Source organism: Pseudoalteromonas sp. Angola-30 (assembly GCF_028599215.1).
In the GTDB taxonomy this organism is placed as follows: Bacteria; Pseudomonadota; Gammaproteobacteria; order Enterobacterales; family Alteromonadaceae; genus Pseudoalteromonas; species Pseudoalteromonas atlantica.
In genome coordinates this window covers 1-14,876 of the sequence record NZ_JAQREI010000002.1, presented here as the reverse complement: position 1 = coordinate 14,876, position 14,876 = coordinate 1, and the positions used below count along the sequence as shown (strand labels likewise).

Annotated in this window: 10 protein-coding genes and 1 pseudogene; 1 reads left to right on the top strand and 10 read right to left on the bottom strand. The window is 41.7% G+C overall.

Translation table 11 applies throughout. The features are described from left to right. Positions 1–60: 60 nt before the first annotated feature. From ilvA to ilvG, 4 genes are all read right to left on the bottom strand, one after another. On the bottom strand, positions 61–1,614 hold the full coding sequence (gene ilvA / locus PSH54_RS03035) for a threonine ammonia-lyase, biosynthetic (RefSeq protein ID WP_004589297.1): 1,554 nt from the start codon (positions 1,612–1,614) through the stop codon (positions 61–63). Positions 1,615–1,616: 2 nt separating this feature from the next. Further along, positions 1,617–3,473, bottom strand: a complete 1,857-nt coding sequence (ilvD, locus tag PSH54_RS03030) for a dihydroxy-acid dehydratase (protein WP_024032149.1) — start codon at positions 3,471–3,473, stop codon at positions 1,617–1,619. Between the two features lie 105 nt (positions 3,474–3,578). After that, the gene (ilvM, locus tag PSH54_RS03025) at positions 3,579–3,821 is read right to left on the bottom strand and encodes an acetolactate synthase 2 small subunit (RefSeq protein WP_004589295.1); all 243 of its coding nucleotides are present in this window, start codon (positions 3,819–3,821) and stop codon (positions 3,579–3,581) included. Continuing rightward, the gene (gene ilvG / locus PSH54_RS03020) at positions 3,818–5,467 is read right to left on the bottom strand and encodes an acetolactate synthase 2 catalytic subunit (protein WP_004589294.1); all 1,650 of its coding nucleotides are present in this window, start codon (positions 5,465–5,467) and stop codon (positions 3,818–3,820) included. The genes ilvM and ilvG overlap by 4 nt, the downstream gene beginning before the upstream one ends. Before the next feature lie 865 nt (positions 5,468–6,332). Here ilvG and PSH54_RS03015 point away from each other — a divergent pair. Continuing rightward, positions 6,333–7,211 (top strand): TraB/GumN family protein, encoded by an 879-nt coding sequence (locus PSH54_RS03015; RefSeq protein ID WP_138577667.1) that lies wholly within the window; start codon positions 6,333–6,335, stop codon positions 7,209–7,211. Between the two features lie 36 nt (positions 7,212–7,247). Here the strand turns inward: PSH54_RS03015 and PSH54_RS03010 are convergent, their stop codons facing one another. From PSH54_RS03010 to PSH54_RS02985, 6 genes and pseudogenes are all read right to left on the bottom strand, one after another. Beyond that, on the bottom strand, positions 7,248–8,660 hold the full coding sequence (locus tag PSH54_RS03010) for an ATP-binding cassette domain-containing protein (protein WP_273605464.1): 1,413 nt from the start codon (positions 8,658–8,660) through the stop codon (positions 7,248–7,250). Between the two features lie 77 nt (positions 8,661–8,737). Continuing rightward, complete coding sequence (locus tag PSH54_RS03005; RefSeq protein WP_273605463.1) at positions 8,738–10,462, bottom strand: response regulator; 1,725 nt, start codon at positions 10,460–10,462, stop codon at positions 8,738–8,740. A 158-nt stretch (positions 10,463–10,620) separates the two neighbouring features. Then, the gene (locus PSH54_RS03000) at positions 10,621–12,954 is read right to left on the bottom strand and encodes a fatty acid cis/trans isomerase (protein ID WP_273605462.1); all 2,334 of its coding nucleotides are present in this window, start codon (positions 12,952–12,954) and stop codon (positions 10,621–10,623) included. Next, positions 12,951–13,316 (bottom strand): hypothetical protein, encoded by a 366-nt coding sequence (locus tag PSH54_RS02995; RefSeq protein ID WP_029774302.1) that lies wholly within the window; start codon positions 13,314–13,316, stop codon positions 12,951–12,953. The genes PSH54_RS03000 and PSH54_RS02995 overlap by 4 nt, the downstream gene beginning before the upstream one ends. Positions 13,317–13,434: 118 nt before the next feature. Further along, positions 13,435–14,232 carry a VOC family protein gene (locus tag PSH54_RS02990; protein WP_273605461.1) on the bottom strand — a complete coding sequence of 266 codons (798 nt, stop codon included), beginning with the start codon at positions 14,230–14,232 and terminating at the stop codon, positions 13,435–13,437. A 519-nt stretch (positions 14,233–14,751) separates the two neighbouring features. Continuing rightward, a pseudogene (locus tag PSH54_RS02985) lies at positions 14,752–14,876 on the bottom strand (elongation factor Tu); the annotation flags it as partial.

Sequence of the window (14,876 nt, the reverse complement as noted above, 5' to 3'; positions counted from 1 at the left end):
CTATATTTAAAACACACGATAAAGCAAGCATGCAAACGTGCATACTTGCTTATAAAAACCCTAAGCTGAGGCTAAATTGTCAACGTTTGGGCTTTGTGGCTGAGAGGTTAAAAACTGCGTAAAACACGGGTTATGTGTTTCATCTTGTACACTGTAACCTAAGCGGTTTAAGTGCTCGTTAAACATATCAAATTGGCTTGGCTCAATAGCAAAGCCCGCCAGTACATTTCCGATAGAACCCCCATGATTGCGATAATGAAATAAAGTAATATTCCAATTGCTACCTAAGGTATCTAAAAAGCGCGCAAGGGCTCCTGGGTATTCCGGAAATTCAAACCGTAATAACCTCTCATGTAACTGCTCCGGTGCTTTACCACCTACCATATAACGTACGTGTAATTTAGCGAGTTCGTTATCTGATAAATCGCAAAATTGGTAGTCGTTGTTAGTCAGGTCTTGTTTTAGTTCGTTGAGTTCTTGCTCACCCTGGCGCAGGGCAATACCTACAAATATTTGCGCTTCACCTGGGCCTGCATAACGGTAGTTAAACTCAGTAATAGCCCGACCACCTAAAGAGGTGCAAAACTGCTTAAAGCTGCCTTTTTCTTCTTTAATGGTCACCGCAAGTAGCGCTTCGTTTTTTTCACCAAGCGCAGTACGCTCAGCCACATAACGTAAGCGGTCAAAGTTTAAGTTAGCACCCGAAAGCACCGCTGCTAAATGCAGCCCTTTTAAGCCCGATTGCTGGCTCCACTTTTTAAGCCCTGCGGTTGCAAGTGCACCTGAGGGCTCTGAAATTGCGCGAGTAGAGACAAAAATATCTTGCATGGCGGCACAAATTTCATCGCCACTGACAGTTACAACTTCATCGCAAAATTTTTGTGCTAAGCGAAATGTTTCACTGCCAATAATTTTAACCGCTACGCCATCGGCAAAACTGCCAACACGGTCAAGCTCAACAGGCTCGCCCGCTTTAAGCGCGGCTTGTAAACATGCACTTTCGTCAGCTTCTACGCCAATGACTTTTATATCGGGGCGTAATGATTTGATATAAACCGCCATACCAGCAAGTAAACCACCACCGCCAACAGGGATAAATACCGCATCAAGCTCGTTGAGTTGCTGCATAAGCTCGCGAGCCACTGTGCCTTGCCCCACAATTACGTCAGGGTCATCAAAAGGCGGTACAAATACGCCATTGCGTTGCTCTGTTAGTTCAAGTGCATGTGCTTTTGCAGCATCAAAATGATGGCCATGTAAAACCACTTCACCGCCCAGCGCACGTACCGCACTTACTTTTATTTCAGGCGTGGTAACTGGCATAACGATAGTGGCTTTATGGCCAAGATGTGAAGCACTAAGCGCCACACCTTGTGCATGGTTACCCGCAGAAGCCGTAATAACAACAGACCCTTTTGGTAACTTGTTTAATTTATTATAAGCACCGCGTAACTTAAACGAATACACGGGCTGTTGATCTTCACGCTTTAACCAAACATGGTTGCCTAATTTATCACTGAGGTCGCGCATTTCGCTGACCTCAGTCACTTTAGCTAGCGGTTCCATATTGGCCTGAATAATAGCGCGAAAATAATCGAGCTCTTGAGAAACCATAATTAGCTAAGCTCCTCCAGTTTGGCTAAATCACGTACTGCGCCTTTATCGGCACTGGTTGCAAGTAATGCATACGCTTTTAATGCCGACGATACATAGCGGTCACGATCAAGCGGCTTATACGCTTGCTTACCACGCGCTAATTGCTTTTGTTTACGTGCTTCTAGCTCTTCGTCACTTAATGCAAGGGTGATTTCACGTGTTGCGATATCAATGATAATTTTGTCACCATTTTCAACATACGCAATGGCACCGCCACTTGCCGCCTCTGGCGATACGTGGCCAATTGATAAACCAGAAGTGCCGCCCGAGAAACGACCATCGGTGATCAAGGCACATTTTTCAGCAAGGCCTTTTGATTTTAAGTAGCTCGTTGGATAAAGCATTTCTTGCATACCTGGGCCGCCTTTAGGGCCTTCGTAGCGAATAACCACAACATCACCGGCTTTTACTTCGTCGTTTAAAATGCCTTCTACTGAATCATCTTGCGACTCGTACACCACGGCAGTGCCTTCAAAATGCAGCATTTCGTCCACCACGCCTGCACTTTTAACAATACAGCCATCAACCGCTAAATTACCTGAAAGCACAGCTAAGCCACCATCTTGTCTAAAGGCATGCTCAACACTACGGATACAACCATGCTCTCGGTCGTTATCGCCTTCATCCCAACGGCACTCTTGGCTCATTGCTTTTGTAGTACGAATACCGGCAGGGCCTGCACGGTAAAACTTTTGTGCTGCTTCGTTTGTAGGATCAGTCGCATCCCACTTTTTAACAAGCTCACCCATCGTCATACCCGCTACGTGGTTTACCGATAAATCAACTAAACCTGCTTTACCTAGCTCACGTACAATTGCCATCATGCCACCAGCGCGATGCACATCTTCTATGTGGTACTCAGGTGTAGCTGGGGCTACTTTACATAAAAATGGGGTTTTACGAGAAAGCTCATCAATGTGCGACATATCAAAATCTACACCGGCTTCTTGTGCTGCTGCTAATAAATGCAATACGGTATTAGATGAACCACCCATGGCAATATCAACCACCATAGAGTTCATAAAGGCTGTTTTGTTTGCAATTGCACGCGGTAACACGTCGTGGTTGTCTTTTTGGTAGTACTCGCGACACAAGTCAACAATGCGAGCGCCGGCTTCTACATACAGTTGCTTACGATCTTTATGCGTTGCAAGCGTTGTGCCGTTACCCGGTAGTGCAAGGCCAATAGCCTCTAATAAACAGTTCATTGAGTTGGCAGTAAACATACCCGAACACGAGCCACAGGTAGGACACGCAGAGCGCTCTACTTGCTCTGAATCAGCATCACTTACTGTTTCATCAGCGCCTTTTACCATGGCATCAACTAAATCTAGTTTAATATCGATGTTAGCAAGTTTGGTTTTACCCGCTTCCATTGGTCCGCCCGATACAAAAATAACCGGTATATTTAAACGTAGCGCTGCAAGCATCATCCCTGGGGTGATTTTGTCACAGTTAGAAATACAGATCATCGCATCGGCGCAGTGGCCGTTAACCATGTATTCAACAGAGTCTGCAATTAAGTCGCGAGAAGGGAGTGAGTAAAGCATACCACCGTGGCCCATTGCGATACCGTCATCAATTGCGATGGTGTTAAATTCTTTTGGTACGCCGCCCGCTTGCGTGATTGTTTCAGCCATTAGCTCACTAAGCTGATTAAGGTGTACATGCCCTGGTACAAATTGCGTAAACGAGTTAACTACAGCAATAATAGGTTTACCAAAGTCGGTGTCGGTCATGCCTGTTGCGCGCCATAATGCACGTGCGCCTGCGCGTTTACGTCCTTCAGTTGTTGTTGCACTTCTTAATTTAGCCATAGTTACCTCTGTTTTGCCGCTGTGTAAGCGGGCATTCCTCATTCTAAAAATTGTTGAGTTACTGAAGGTTATATTCAGTAACGCGTAAATGTGTTTCGTTAGCAGTTACACTGCTTGTTGCTGTAAATTTTCTAAGCTGATTTCTTTCACGTCTACCAACTTATTTAGCTGGCTGGTTAATAGATGAATAGGCTTATCGCTATCGACCGTCATTGCTATCGTATATTGAGCTTCATCGGTATTAAGCTGAAAATGCGTAAGGTCAAAACCACGGTGACGTACAACACGTAAAAAGCGCTCCACCGCAATACTTTGGTTTTTCAATGCAATAGTTAAGCTGTGTTTCATTGTGCTTTCTCCGTAATCATTTCGTCATTTGCAGCCCCTGGTGGTACAAGCGGCCATACGTTTTCTTTATCATCTATACAGGCATGTAAAATATACGGCCCTTCGCTGTTTACCAGTGCAGTGATTGCATCGTCTACTTCGTTGGCTTTAGTAATAGTTTGCCCAGGAATACCAAATACCGCCGCTAACTGAACAAAATCAGGGTTATCTGAAAGATTGGTTTCAGAGTAACGCCCTTCAAAAAACAGTTCCTGCCATTGACGAACCATACCTAAGCGTTGGTTATCTAATATTAGTATTTTTACTGGTAAATTGTTACGACGTATAGTGGCAAGCTCTTGAATGTTCATCATGATTGAGCCATCACCCGACACCGTTATTACAAAATCGTCTGGGCGTGCTACTTGCGCGCCAATAGCCGCGGGTAAACCAAAGCCCATAGTGCCTGCGCCACCACTACTTAAGTGATTACTTGGGTGGTTAAATTTCATATGTTGCGCCACCCACATTTGGTGCTGGCCTACATCGCAGCACACTACGCCTGTTTTTGGCATACGCTGGCTTAACTGGTTCAATAAATACGGGGCAAATACTTTTTCGCCTGGGTAGTCGTAACGCCATGCGTGTTTTTCGCTCATGAGCTTATTTGTATCGCACCATGCTTTAGGTGTTACAACACACTCAAGTGCGGGTAATGAGGTTTTTAGATCAGCAATTAAGGACGCTTTAGCAGGTTTGCGTTTACCTACTTCGGCCGCGTCAATGTCTAAGTGAATTACTTTTGCTTTGGCTGCAAATTTGGCTAAGTTGCCCGTTACGCGGTCATCAAAGCGCGCGCCTATACATACAAGTACATCACACTCTTGTACTGCTATGTTAGCCGCTTGTGTGCCGTGCATGCCTAGCATTCCTAAGTAGTGCTCGTAATCTGGTAACACACTGCCTAGCGCTTTTAATGTTGATACCGCTGGCATTTGTGTTTTGTTTAAAAACTGCATTAACTCATTTTGCGCATCGGCGGCTTGTACGCCACCACCTACATACGCTACTGGCTGCTTTGCTTCAGTTAATAACTGGTTTGCAATGGCTACTTGGTTTAAATCAAGTTGTGGTAAATATTCATCAGCAGCTAACCAAGGTTTAAAAGGCACTTGCGCCATTTGAATATCTTTTGGAATATCTACAAGCACTGGGCCTGGGCGACCACTTTGAGCTAAGTGCATGGCTTCTTGTAATATTTCAGCTAAGTCTTCTGGGCGCTCTACCATGTAGCTATGTTTAGTACACGACAGTGACATACCTAGTACATCGACTTCTTGAAATGCATCTGAGCCAATAGCGGCTGTCGGTACTTGGCCTGTAATTGCTAATAATGGCACTGAGTCCATCATTGCATCGGCAAGTGCTGTTATTAAGTTAGTAGCGCCTGGGCCTGAGGTAGCAAAACAAACGCCTAATTTGCCTGTGCTGCGAGCATAACCCACTGCGGCAAAACCAGCGCCTTGCTCATGGCGAGTAAGGTAATGCTTTACAGGCGCGCCATACAGCGCATCGTAAATGGGCATAATAGCTCCGCCAGGGTAGCCAAATACTTCATTTACGCCGTGCTTGGCTAATAAATCGATTGTTAGTTCTGCGCCTGTCATTAATTAATCCTCATTCCTCAGTGACAACCCAATTACATACTTACTTAAAAACTTATAGCTAATACCAATCCGCAATAATACTTAATTATTTTTAGGGGGCTAAAAGTGTCGCTATCTACGTTAAAAAATTCTCATTTAGAACAACTAAATAGCGAATTTTTTGCCTAGCTATCAACACGTTTATCTATCCTCAAAATAGATCACTTAATTAAGCGAATTGGTATAAAATTTTTAAAACTTTGTGCTTAAAACTAAAAAGCCCTCCGAACGGTTAGGTGCGGAGGGCTTTTTAATGCTTAAGTTTATAGCACTACGAAGCCCTCGCGGGAATAATCACCACGATAATAATCAGGACTAGGTTAAGTGCATTTGTAAGCATGTAATTAATACCAAAATGTGTTCATTTGTTACGAAGTAATACTCTTCGCTCTGTATATGTATTTGTACCGCGCTGAGGCGAGTAAGTCAACACCAAACTTAATTCAACAAAAGAGCAAAAAGCGACTTTAAACGGATTTTAAATTCACAAAAAAAGGCTTAAATGAAAAATCTATACCTTAATTTGCATCAAGTAAATTCACTAGCCCCATAATAGCCATATAGGGCTTGATTAATTTTTGATACATTGTAATACAAATAACAGCGCAGCACGGTAAATAACTTAAAACTTTGCTAATTAGGCAGGTTTACTCCGCAAGCCCTATTACGCACCACTCAATTACATTCACCCTATTTAAATAAGGTGCCCTAGTGCAACTAAATTCATAAGCGCATTTAAAAGTGTTTAATATAACCAAATAGGTTTATTAAAGCGCTTTAATTTAAGCTAGTATTTAGGCAACTCAATTAGATTTAAGGACAAACCATGCAAGCCCTCACTCGAATTAGTCAGTTTTTTATATTGGCACTTTTTATAGCAACTAGTTTTAATAGTGTCGCAGCACCGGCATTATTTAAAGTAGAAAAAAACGGTACTAGCTCTTACTTGTTTGGCACAGTTCACGTAGGCGACGCCAGCATGAAAGGCTTACCAGAAAAAGTAACTAAGGCTATAGATCAAAGCGAGCAAGTTGTTGTTGAAGTAGATATTAGTAAACTCACGCCTTTGCAAATGCAGCAGCGTTCAATGCCCTTTATGATGCTTAAAGATGGCAAAACATTACAAACAGAACTCTCAAAACAAAACTACAATAAGCTTAAAGACTACTTTGCTAAAAAATCGATTGATATAGCTATGTTTAATGGCCTCAAACCTTGGGCTGTAATGGTAACCATGATGCAGATTGAATTTCAAAATGCAGGATTTTCTGACCAAACAGGCATAGACAAGCAAGTACTTGCTTACGCTAAAAAGCAAAATATCACGATTGGAGAGTTAGAAACGCTAGAGCAGCAACTGCAAATGTTTGATGGCATGGCTTTGCTCAGTAATGAAATGATTGAAGAAACGTTTGAACAGCTTGCCGATATTAATACTTATTTTATTAAGTTAGTAAACGCCTGGAAAAATGGTGATATGGATACGCTGACTGAATACTACAACATGAGTTTTGACGAGAGTAACTACGGTGAAATAAGCGAGCAAGTTATGCTAGTTAATCGTAATAATAAATGGGTGGAGCAATTAGTGCCTCGCTTAACTAACGAAAAGCTATTTATTGCTGTAGGCGCGCTGCACTTACCGGAGCAGCATGGTTTAATTAAACAGTTAACTGATGCAGGCTTTACCATTACTCGCCTATAACGTGGCGTTAAAGGTTGGGCATATTCAGCCCAGCCTTTAATTAAAATCTTCCATTTTTAAATAATGCTCAATCCCTTTAATTTTGTCTGCCGCATGGTGATTTACATAAATAACGGTGCTGGTATTTGCGGCACAAATTTTCTCTATTAAAATTAGTACTCGCTGTCTATTTGCTTCATCAAGCCCTAAGCAAGGTTCATCTAAAATAAGTAACGTGGGGTGTTTTACCATAGCACGCACTATTAATAGCATGCGCTGATCGCCGTATGAAAGTTGCGTAAATGAGCTATTTTGTTTATCGCCTAACCCAATCAGCGCTAACCATTGCTTAGCTGTATTTACTTGTGACTCTGTTGGCTTTTGATATAAACCAATGCTGTCGTAAAATCCAGAAATAACCGTATTCAATGCCGATATACTTACTCGATAATCCATATGCAGTGCATTTGATATATAGCCTATATGCTGTTTTATATCCCAAATACTTTCACCACTTCCGCGCTTAAAACCAAATACCTGAATATCATTGCTGTAGCATTGAGGGTTATCGCCAGTTATTAAATTTAATAAGCAGGTTTTACCTGAGCCATTTTTACCACTCAATTGCCAATGTTGATGTTTATTAATTTGCCAATTGAGATTTTTAAATACATCAACCCCAGCGTAGCTAACCTTTGTATTACTAAGCTTAACCAATGTATCGGCGGTATACTCTGCACGGCCTTGGGAGTCATCCGGTTGAGGTATTTCTAAAGCGGTATGGGTTAAATGCAGTAGTTTAAGCAAGTCAGCACGCTGCTCTGCGTTTGGATTATTAAGTACATGCAGCAATTGCCCCTGATTTACATAAGCGTAATGAGTAATAAACGGCGGGATTTCATCAAGCCTATTTAACACAAACACAAAGTTAATTGTTGAGCTAAGTGTTTCTAATAAAGTGTTTAGCACCTCACTCGAATGTTTATCTAAGCCATCATATGGCTCATCTAGTACCACTAAATCAGCATGACTACTTAGCGCATTTATAAGTAGGAGTTTACGGGTTTCGCCGGTAGAGAGATCTCTAAAATGCCTGTCTAAAAGGGCGCTGTAATTAAAGGCATCTATTAGTTTTGTACGTAACTCATGGTTGTAGCTACTATTTTGAGGGAAGATAAAATCTTTTACTAAGCTGTGATGTTCATGCTCAATTTCGTTTTTGATTAACTGCTTTTGCACATCAGATGACACAAGCTGCGTGCTATTAAAGGTACTTTTAAAAGTACCACTTTGCTGCTTAGCTTCACCCGTTAATGCGGCGCTCAATGCCGATTTACCTGCGCCATTAGCGCCTAATAAGAGCCAGTGCTCACCAGCATTCACTTGCCAACTTAAGTCATTAATTGTGTAACAGCTTTTACCTTGCCCTTTTAAATAACCACTAAATTGTTCAAATACAATACTTTGCACAATACTGCCTTCACCATAAGCTAAATAAACAACTTAACGTATAGTAAATTGCTTTAGCAAGCGTATTTAATTGCGTATTAATTTATTTCATTAGCTATGCACACATTTACTAATGCATCAGCCACTGCCTGCTTACTTATGGGTTTATGAATATGCTCACTCGCGCCATATTCATAAATTAAGTCCATGTCTTCGGCTGAGGTATTTGCTGTAACAACGATTATGGGCATGGTTTTATTTAGCTCTTTGCGTATTTTTTTAGTCGCTTCAAAGCCATCCATGACCGGCATGTTTAAATCCATAAACACCACATCATAGTCAGCCTTACCTACCTTTTCGCAGGCTTCTAGGCCATTTACAACGCATTCATAGTCCACACCTAACGTTGCCAAAATACGTGTGAGTAACAAGGTGTTTAATTCGTTGTCTTCAACCACAAGGCAAAAAAGCTTTTTTTCGACTTCTCTTTCTGTTTGCTGGTTCGTAATTTCAATCGGCAAGTTAAGCGTAACATGAGCGCCACTCGCTGCGTTGTTTTTAAATGAAAGCGAACCATGCAGCGCTTTAACAACATACTGCGCCCGTGTTAATCCCGTTCTTAGGCCTTGAAAGTGGTTAGTTTGTTTAAATGAGTCAAACTCTAGTTCTGTTATTTTGCTAGAAAAACCACACCCACTATCATTAACGGTTAATTGTAATTGCGAGTTTTGCATGTTTGCAGCAACTTCAACCTCGCCCTTGTCGGTAAACTTTATTGCATTGCTAATTAGCTCGGTTAATACATGCTGTAAGCGCTGATGATCTAACTTACAAAAACAATTAAGAGACTCATCAAAATGAGTGATTAATGTTAGCCCTTTTTGCTGCGCTGCATACTCATACGCCAACACCACTTTGTTTATGGATTCTAAAAGGTTTTCGTTTTTAAGAATTGGCGCCCACTTTCCTGTGCTTAGTGCTTGTAGGTCTTGTAGCTCATCAAGCATAGATAGAAGTCTAAGGGCGCAGTAGCTTGCTTGCGTTTTAATATTTTGCTGCTCGGTATTGATGGTTAGCTCATCAATCGACGTAATTAATCCCTGTAACGGTGTTCTAAATTCGTGGCTTGCTCTGGCAATAAAGTGCTCTTTGTTTTGGCTCATTTGCGCTACAAAGTCCTTTTGTTTTTGAAGTGCTGTTAAGGTGCGTTCCACCTCTTTTTCCATCGGCATAAACACAAATCTTAGCTCAACGAGCAATAACACCATGGCGACTAACCAGCACAGCAATTCTAAATTAGACACGCGGTTAACTTTTTTCACTGCATGTTGCTCAAATAAAGTAACCGCGCGGTCAAGCTTAGCTAGCAGGTTTTCTACATGTGCTACGTTGAGCACCTGTGTGTCTACCTCGCCTTTTTGATACAGCAGCCAGCTAGCTTGGGCAATAAATTCATTCACTTCGCTATCTAGATTAGCTGGCTCAGCAAAGTATAACTTTACTAATTCTGGCGTTAAATAACGGTAACTACTACCTTGCTTGGTAAGTAATACCTCATGAGCTGTTTTAAATTGTGCGAGAGAGTGTTCGAGGGAATTGGTATGGGTAGCAACATCGATTCGTGATGAAAGAAGTGCATTGCTATGCCAAGCAATTTTTTGCGAGAGCATGCGCTGCTTACCTGCCATATTAATAATTTTGGCATCGTACTTTTGTACAGAAAAGCCATACTGCAGCAACAATGCTGAGCCACTTATTAACAGAGCAATAGCAATAAGCGCCCATCGGTAACGCTTTCTTACATTAGCAATAATTTTAAACATACAAGGCCGCTTTTTTATTTTAAGTGTAGCCTATATATAGAAAACTCAACATCAGCTTTAGTAATTATATAAATAAAAAGCCCAGTAACATGACTGGGCTAAATGTATTAAGTGTGAGGCAAAAAGGGTAATACTTGCGACACTTTTGTAATTACCAGTTAGCGATTTTCTAATCGGTTGTAATCAAACATACCAAATTCAACGCCGCGATACTCTTTAGCTACTTGGTGCATTATGTCGCTGTATTTCCAAAACTCTGGATGTGAGCGACGAATACCAAACTTTACTTTTAATGCAGCATAATCTGCTTCAATTTGCATCATAGGTAATAGCTGTGCAAATTCACCCACTTCATTTTGATCATTTAAATACCAAATAGCCGCAGGGTAATCACCAATAAAGCCAGGCACTAGGGTGGCGGTATCTTCATCATAAGCGCGCTGCCCATCTTCATTTAATAAGCTGGAAATATTGTAATGCGCGTTGTGATGAATAAGCGTATAAGCTTTATGTGAAGCATCGTCTTGCTTAACCAAAATATACGATAACTGCGGTAATAAATTTATAGCTTTAGCCGGCATATTGTTTAGTGCATTTAATGGCGAGGATACTTTTGTGTAGTCGTAGTGCTCACTCAGTACTGGCGCTAAAGTTTGCTTAACTAACCCATACAGCTCGTGTTGTGGATCATCCGTTTTATATTCAATACCACTAGGTTGGCTAAACTCTCGGTTGTTTTTAAAAAACTTAGATAAGCTTGGCGGAGACTTTCTATACCAGCTTTTTTTAATTTGATGGCGCTTCGCTTCAGGTAATAAAGCCAAAAAGTTTTGCTCACCCTCTAAACGTAAAAAGTCCATGTATAGGCGGGTCACTAATTGGTGGCCGATATTTCCGTATACATCAAAGCCTGCAACAAGTAAGTAATGAATACGCTCAAATAGCGCATAATCTAACACCCACATAGTTTTAGGCTCTTGACCAATAAAGCCTTTCACTACCGTGGCACTATCAAAATGGCGAAATATTGTAAGCGCTGCATTTTTGTTATGGCCTTCACCTTTCCACAATAGGTCGGTGGTTAAATGCTCTCCGTTTTTAAACATCTCGTTAGCCAGCTCAACTTTGGCTTGTAAGTATTTTTTCTCACGCACTGAGTATTTAACCCAGCTAGAGATAGGCAATGCATTGCTTTCTTCTGCTGCAGGTAATTCAAGGGCTTCTTCGTGCTGAAGCAACATATCTTCCACTGCTGGAGTCGCGACTTTTTCAGGGTCTGCAAAGGCAACCCAAAAATGATCGTTAATCACATTAAGTGCAATTTGGCCGCGGCATACAGGGCCCTTAATAAAGCCCATAATAATTAGCTCAGCTTCATCAAGCATAAATTGATACTTAGAATTAATAGGAATTACTTCAAACGTTTTAAAAGGATTAGATGCCGCCTCGCTCTTATAACTTGGCATTTTAGTAACCGTATAATCGGGAGCTATAAATTGCTCATAAATACGTGCAAGCTTTGCATCATCAAGCTTTAGCGGTAAATGTGTTTTTGATAAAACAGTTGAGCGGTCCTGTAGTAAACGGTAATACACACGACTCACTTTAGGGTCATCGTATGGTCGGCGCGTATTAATTAGCTTAATTTCTTCGCCTGGCGGCGTACTTGAACGAACCAGTTTAAAAAAGCTCTGTGGTTTATCAGAACCAAAATAAATATGGGCTAAAAACCAATGCTCGTAAATATAACGTGCGGCTAATTGGTATTTTAAGCTGTCTTGATTTAAAAACGCTTCCCAGTTTTTAACGTTTGTTAGTTCGGCTTTGGTGGGCGGTTTAATATGCGCCATTTTTCCACCGTCTTTAAGCCACTTTTGTAAATGATAAAATTCCTGGCTAGACACGCCCGGTAAACCGTAAGGCATACCGCCATGAGGTTGCTCTGCAGCTAAACGATCGAATTCTCCCATAGTGGCGCACGTTTGAGAGCGGCTAAGTGAAAAGTCAAATTCGTCATCAAGAATTTCATTCTCTGGTAAGGGTGCACTTTGCTTAAGCACTAATGAATTAAATAACACCCCACCGGCAAGGTTTGCTTCTGGGTTTTGGTCACGCTCGTTAAGTACCGGAGTAAAGCCCTTTTTACGCCATTGCTCAGTGCTGGTTGCATCAAATAATAACCGGCTTGGTGTAGTGGCTAATAGCCGTGTACCATCATAAACAAGCTCTTTGCTTAGCCCTCTATCTATCCCTTCAGGGGACGAAAGCTTTAGCTGACAAGGCGCATCATAACAGCCATGGCATACTACACAGCGTGTATCTAGCACAGGTTTTACTTCTTGCAAAAACTCGGCACCAGCACCTGTATCATGCGGCACTATACGCTGCTGCGTTTGTTCATCACCAAATAAGTCGTTGTAGTGAGCATTGCCTAAATAAGCACACCCGCTGAGGATAATAAGGACGAATGTGCTGATCAGAATTTTTTTCATTCTTCATCCTCATCACCCAGGTCGAAGGTTGGCATCATATCCATTTGTGGAGAGACAAAAGTTTGGTTGTCGTGGGTATTTAACACCACACTTAACAGTGGCCCGTGGGTCAGCGTTATTTGTGCATCGTGCTCTTGGTTTAATAACGCATTAAATTCGCTGCTATGCGGCGCAAGCTCATACTCTTTTAAACTAATAGCGATACTGCTATCGGGTGCTGGGTTTTGGCATATCTGCGTCAGTAGCTCATCATCAAGAGCAAATGAAATGTCTAAATCGGGCTTTTCTACATCTCGCTCACTAAGCGACTCATTTAAAATAAATAACGGTAAGGTTAATTTACTATCTTGTTCAAATTCCATTGTGCTCTCTTGCTGACTGAGGGTGTAATTACCCGCCATTATAGCAAAAAAGCACATAATTACTGCGCCTAAATAACCACACTAAAGTCTAAAATTTAGCCTTAAGCGCTGTTAATGACTAAGCTTTAATATCATCCATTGCCGATTCAATAATAGAAAATACAGCCCCTTGAGGGTCGCAAATAACACTAAAACGCCCTACATCAGGAATATCTGTAGCAGGTACACACACTTGCCCTCCAAGAGTCGCCGCTTTTTTTACATAGCTATCGCAGTTATCCACGGCGAAGTAAATCATCCAATGGGGGGGTACGTCTTGTGGCCACTCATCAGTCATTTGTAGCATGCCTGCTACCGGCTTACCTGCAACTAAAAACAAGGTGTAATCCATACCTTCCATAGGCTTTGTTTCACTTTTCCACCCCAGTAGTTCACAGTAAAAATCACGGCTTGTTTCACTATCGCGCGTTGCCATTTCATGCCAATAAGGCGTGTTGAGCTCACAAGGACGCTTACATCCTATATGCTCTTTACCTTGCCACAATGCCACCGTGGCACCCGCGGGGTCTTTAAGCATTAACATACGCCCTGCATCCATAACATTGTGAGGGCCTGCTATAATTTGCGCACCGAGCTCTTGCGCCTTAATTGCACATGCATCAACATCATCTACGGCAATATAGGTAAGCCAGTAGCTAGGCGTAGAGGCCACTTGCTCTTTAGGCATTTGATACATGGCAGCAATATCGTCACCTTGCTTTTGTAGCATAGTGTAATACTCATCATCGCCAATGGGCTGATCGTCATTTCCCCACTCAAACAACGAGGTATAAAAAACTTTCCCGTCTTGCCAATTATGAGTACACAGTTCAGCCCAGCAAAATATACCTTGCGGATAATTATTTTTATTATTCATCGCCCATTTCCTGTTGTAAATTTAAGCCATTTTTAGCTTAGGCTAATACCCTGTAAGTGTCGATAGTTATTCACTGAATAAGCACCTCCTTATACATCAGTGACCACTTCTACTCGGGCTTTGTAAAGCCAAGCCAAACAACATTATTTACATTAACGCCAAGCAGCTAAAAGTTGATAGCTAAAAACTAATCACTTTTTTTCAGGCAATAAAAAAGGCCACCGAAGTGACCTCTTTTTAGTATTAATTAGCTAGGCTAATTAATACTCATTGAACGTTGCTACATAGCACCTACGCCTAAAGGTAATAGCGCCACCTTCACATGGAGTAAATTTCAGGCAATAAAAAGCCACCGAAGTGACCTTATTAATTAACTAGGCTAATTATTACTCTAGGATAGTTGCTACATAGCACCTACGCCTAAAGGTAATAGCGCCACCTTCACATGACATAAATTTTAGGCAATAAAAAAGGCCACCGAAGTGACCTCTTTTTAGTATTAATTAGCTAGGCTAATTATTACTCTACGATAGTTGCTACAACACCAGCACCTACAGTACGGCCACCTTCACGGATAGCGAAACGAAGACCTTCGTCCATCGCGATTGGCGCGATTAGAGTTACTGTCATCTTAACGTTATCAC

Bases quoted from the DNA above. Each gene is read 5' to 3' on its own strand.
- PSH54_RS03015 (WP_138577667.1), top strand. From the start codon at position 6,333: ATGCAAGCCCTCACTCGAATTAGTCAGTTTTTTATATTGGCACTTTTT.
- PSH54_RS02995 (WP_029774302.1), bottom strand. From the start codon at position 13,316: ATGGAATTTGAACAAGATAGTAAATTAACCTTACCGTTATTTATTTTA.
- ilvD (WP_024032149.1), bottom strand. From the start codon at position 3,473: ATGGCTAAATTAAGAAGTGCAACAACAACTGAAGGACGTAAACGCGCA.
- PSH54_RS03005 (WP_273605463.1), bottom strand. From the start codon at position 10,462: ATGTTTAAAATTATTGCTAATGTAAGAAAGCGTTACCGATGGGCGCTT.
- PSH54_RS03000 (WP_273605462.1), bottom strand. From the start codon at position 12,954: ATGAAAAAAATTCTGATCAGCACATTCGTCCTTATTATCCTCAGCGGG.
- ilvM (WP_004589295.1), bottom strand. From the start codon at position 3,821: ATGAAACACAGCTTAACTATTGCATTGAAAAACCAAAGTATTGCGGTG.
- ilvA (WP_004589297.1), bottom strand. From the start codon at position 1,614: ATGGTTTCTCAAGAGCTCGATTATTTTCGCGCTATTATTCAGGCCAAT.
- PSH54_RS02990 (WP_273605461.1), bottom strand. From the start codon at position 14,232: ATGAATAATAAAAATAATTATCCGCAAGGTATATTTTGCTGGGCTGAA.
- ilvG (WP_004589294.1), bottom strand. From the start codon at position 5,467: ATGACAGGCGCAGAACTAACAATCGATTTATTAGCCAAGCACGGCGTA.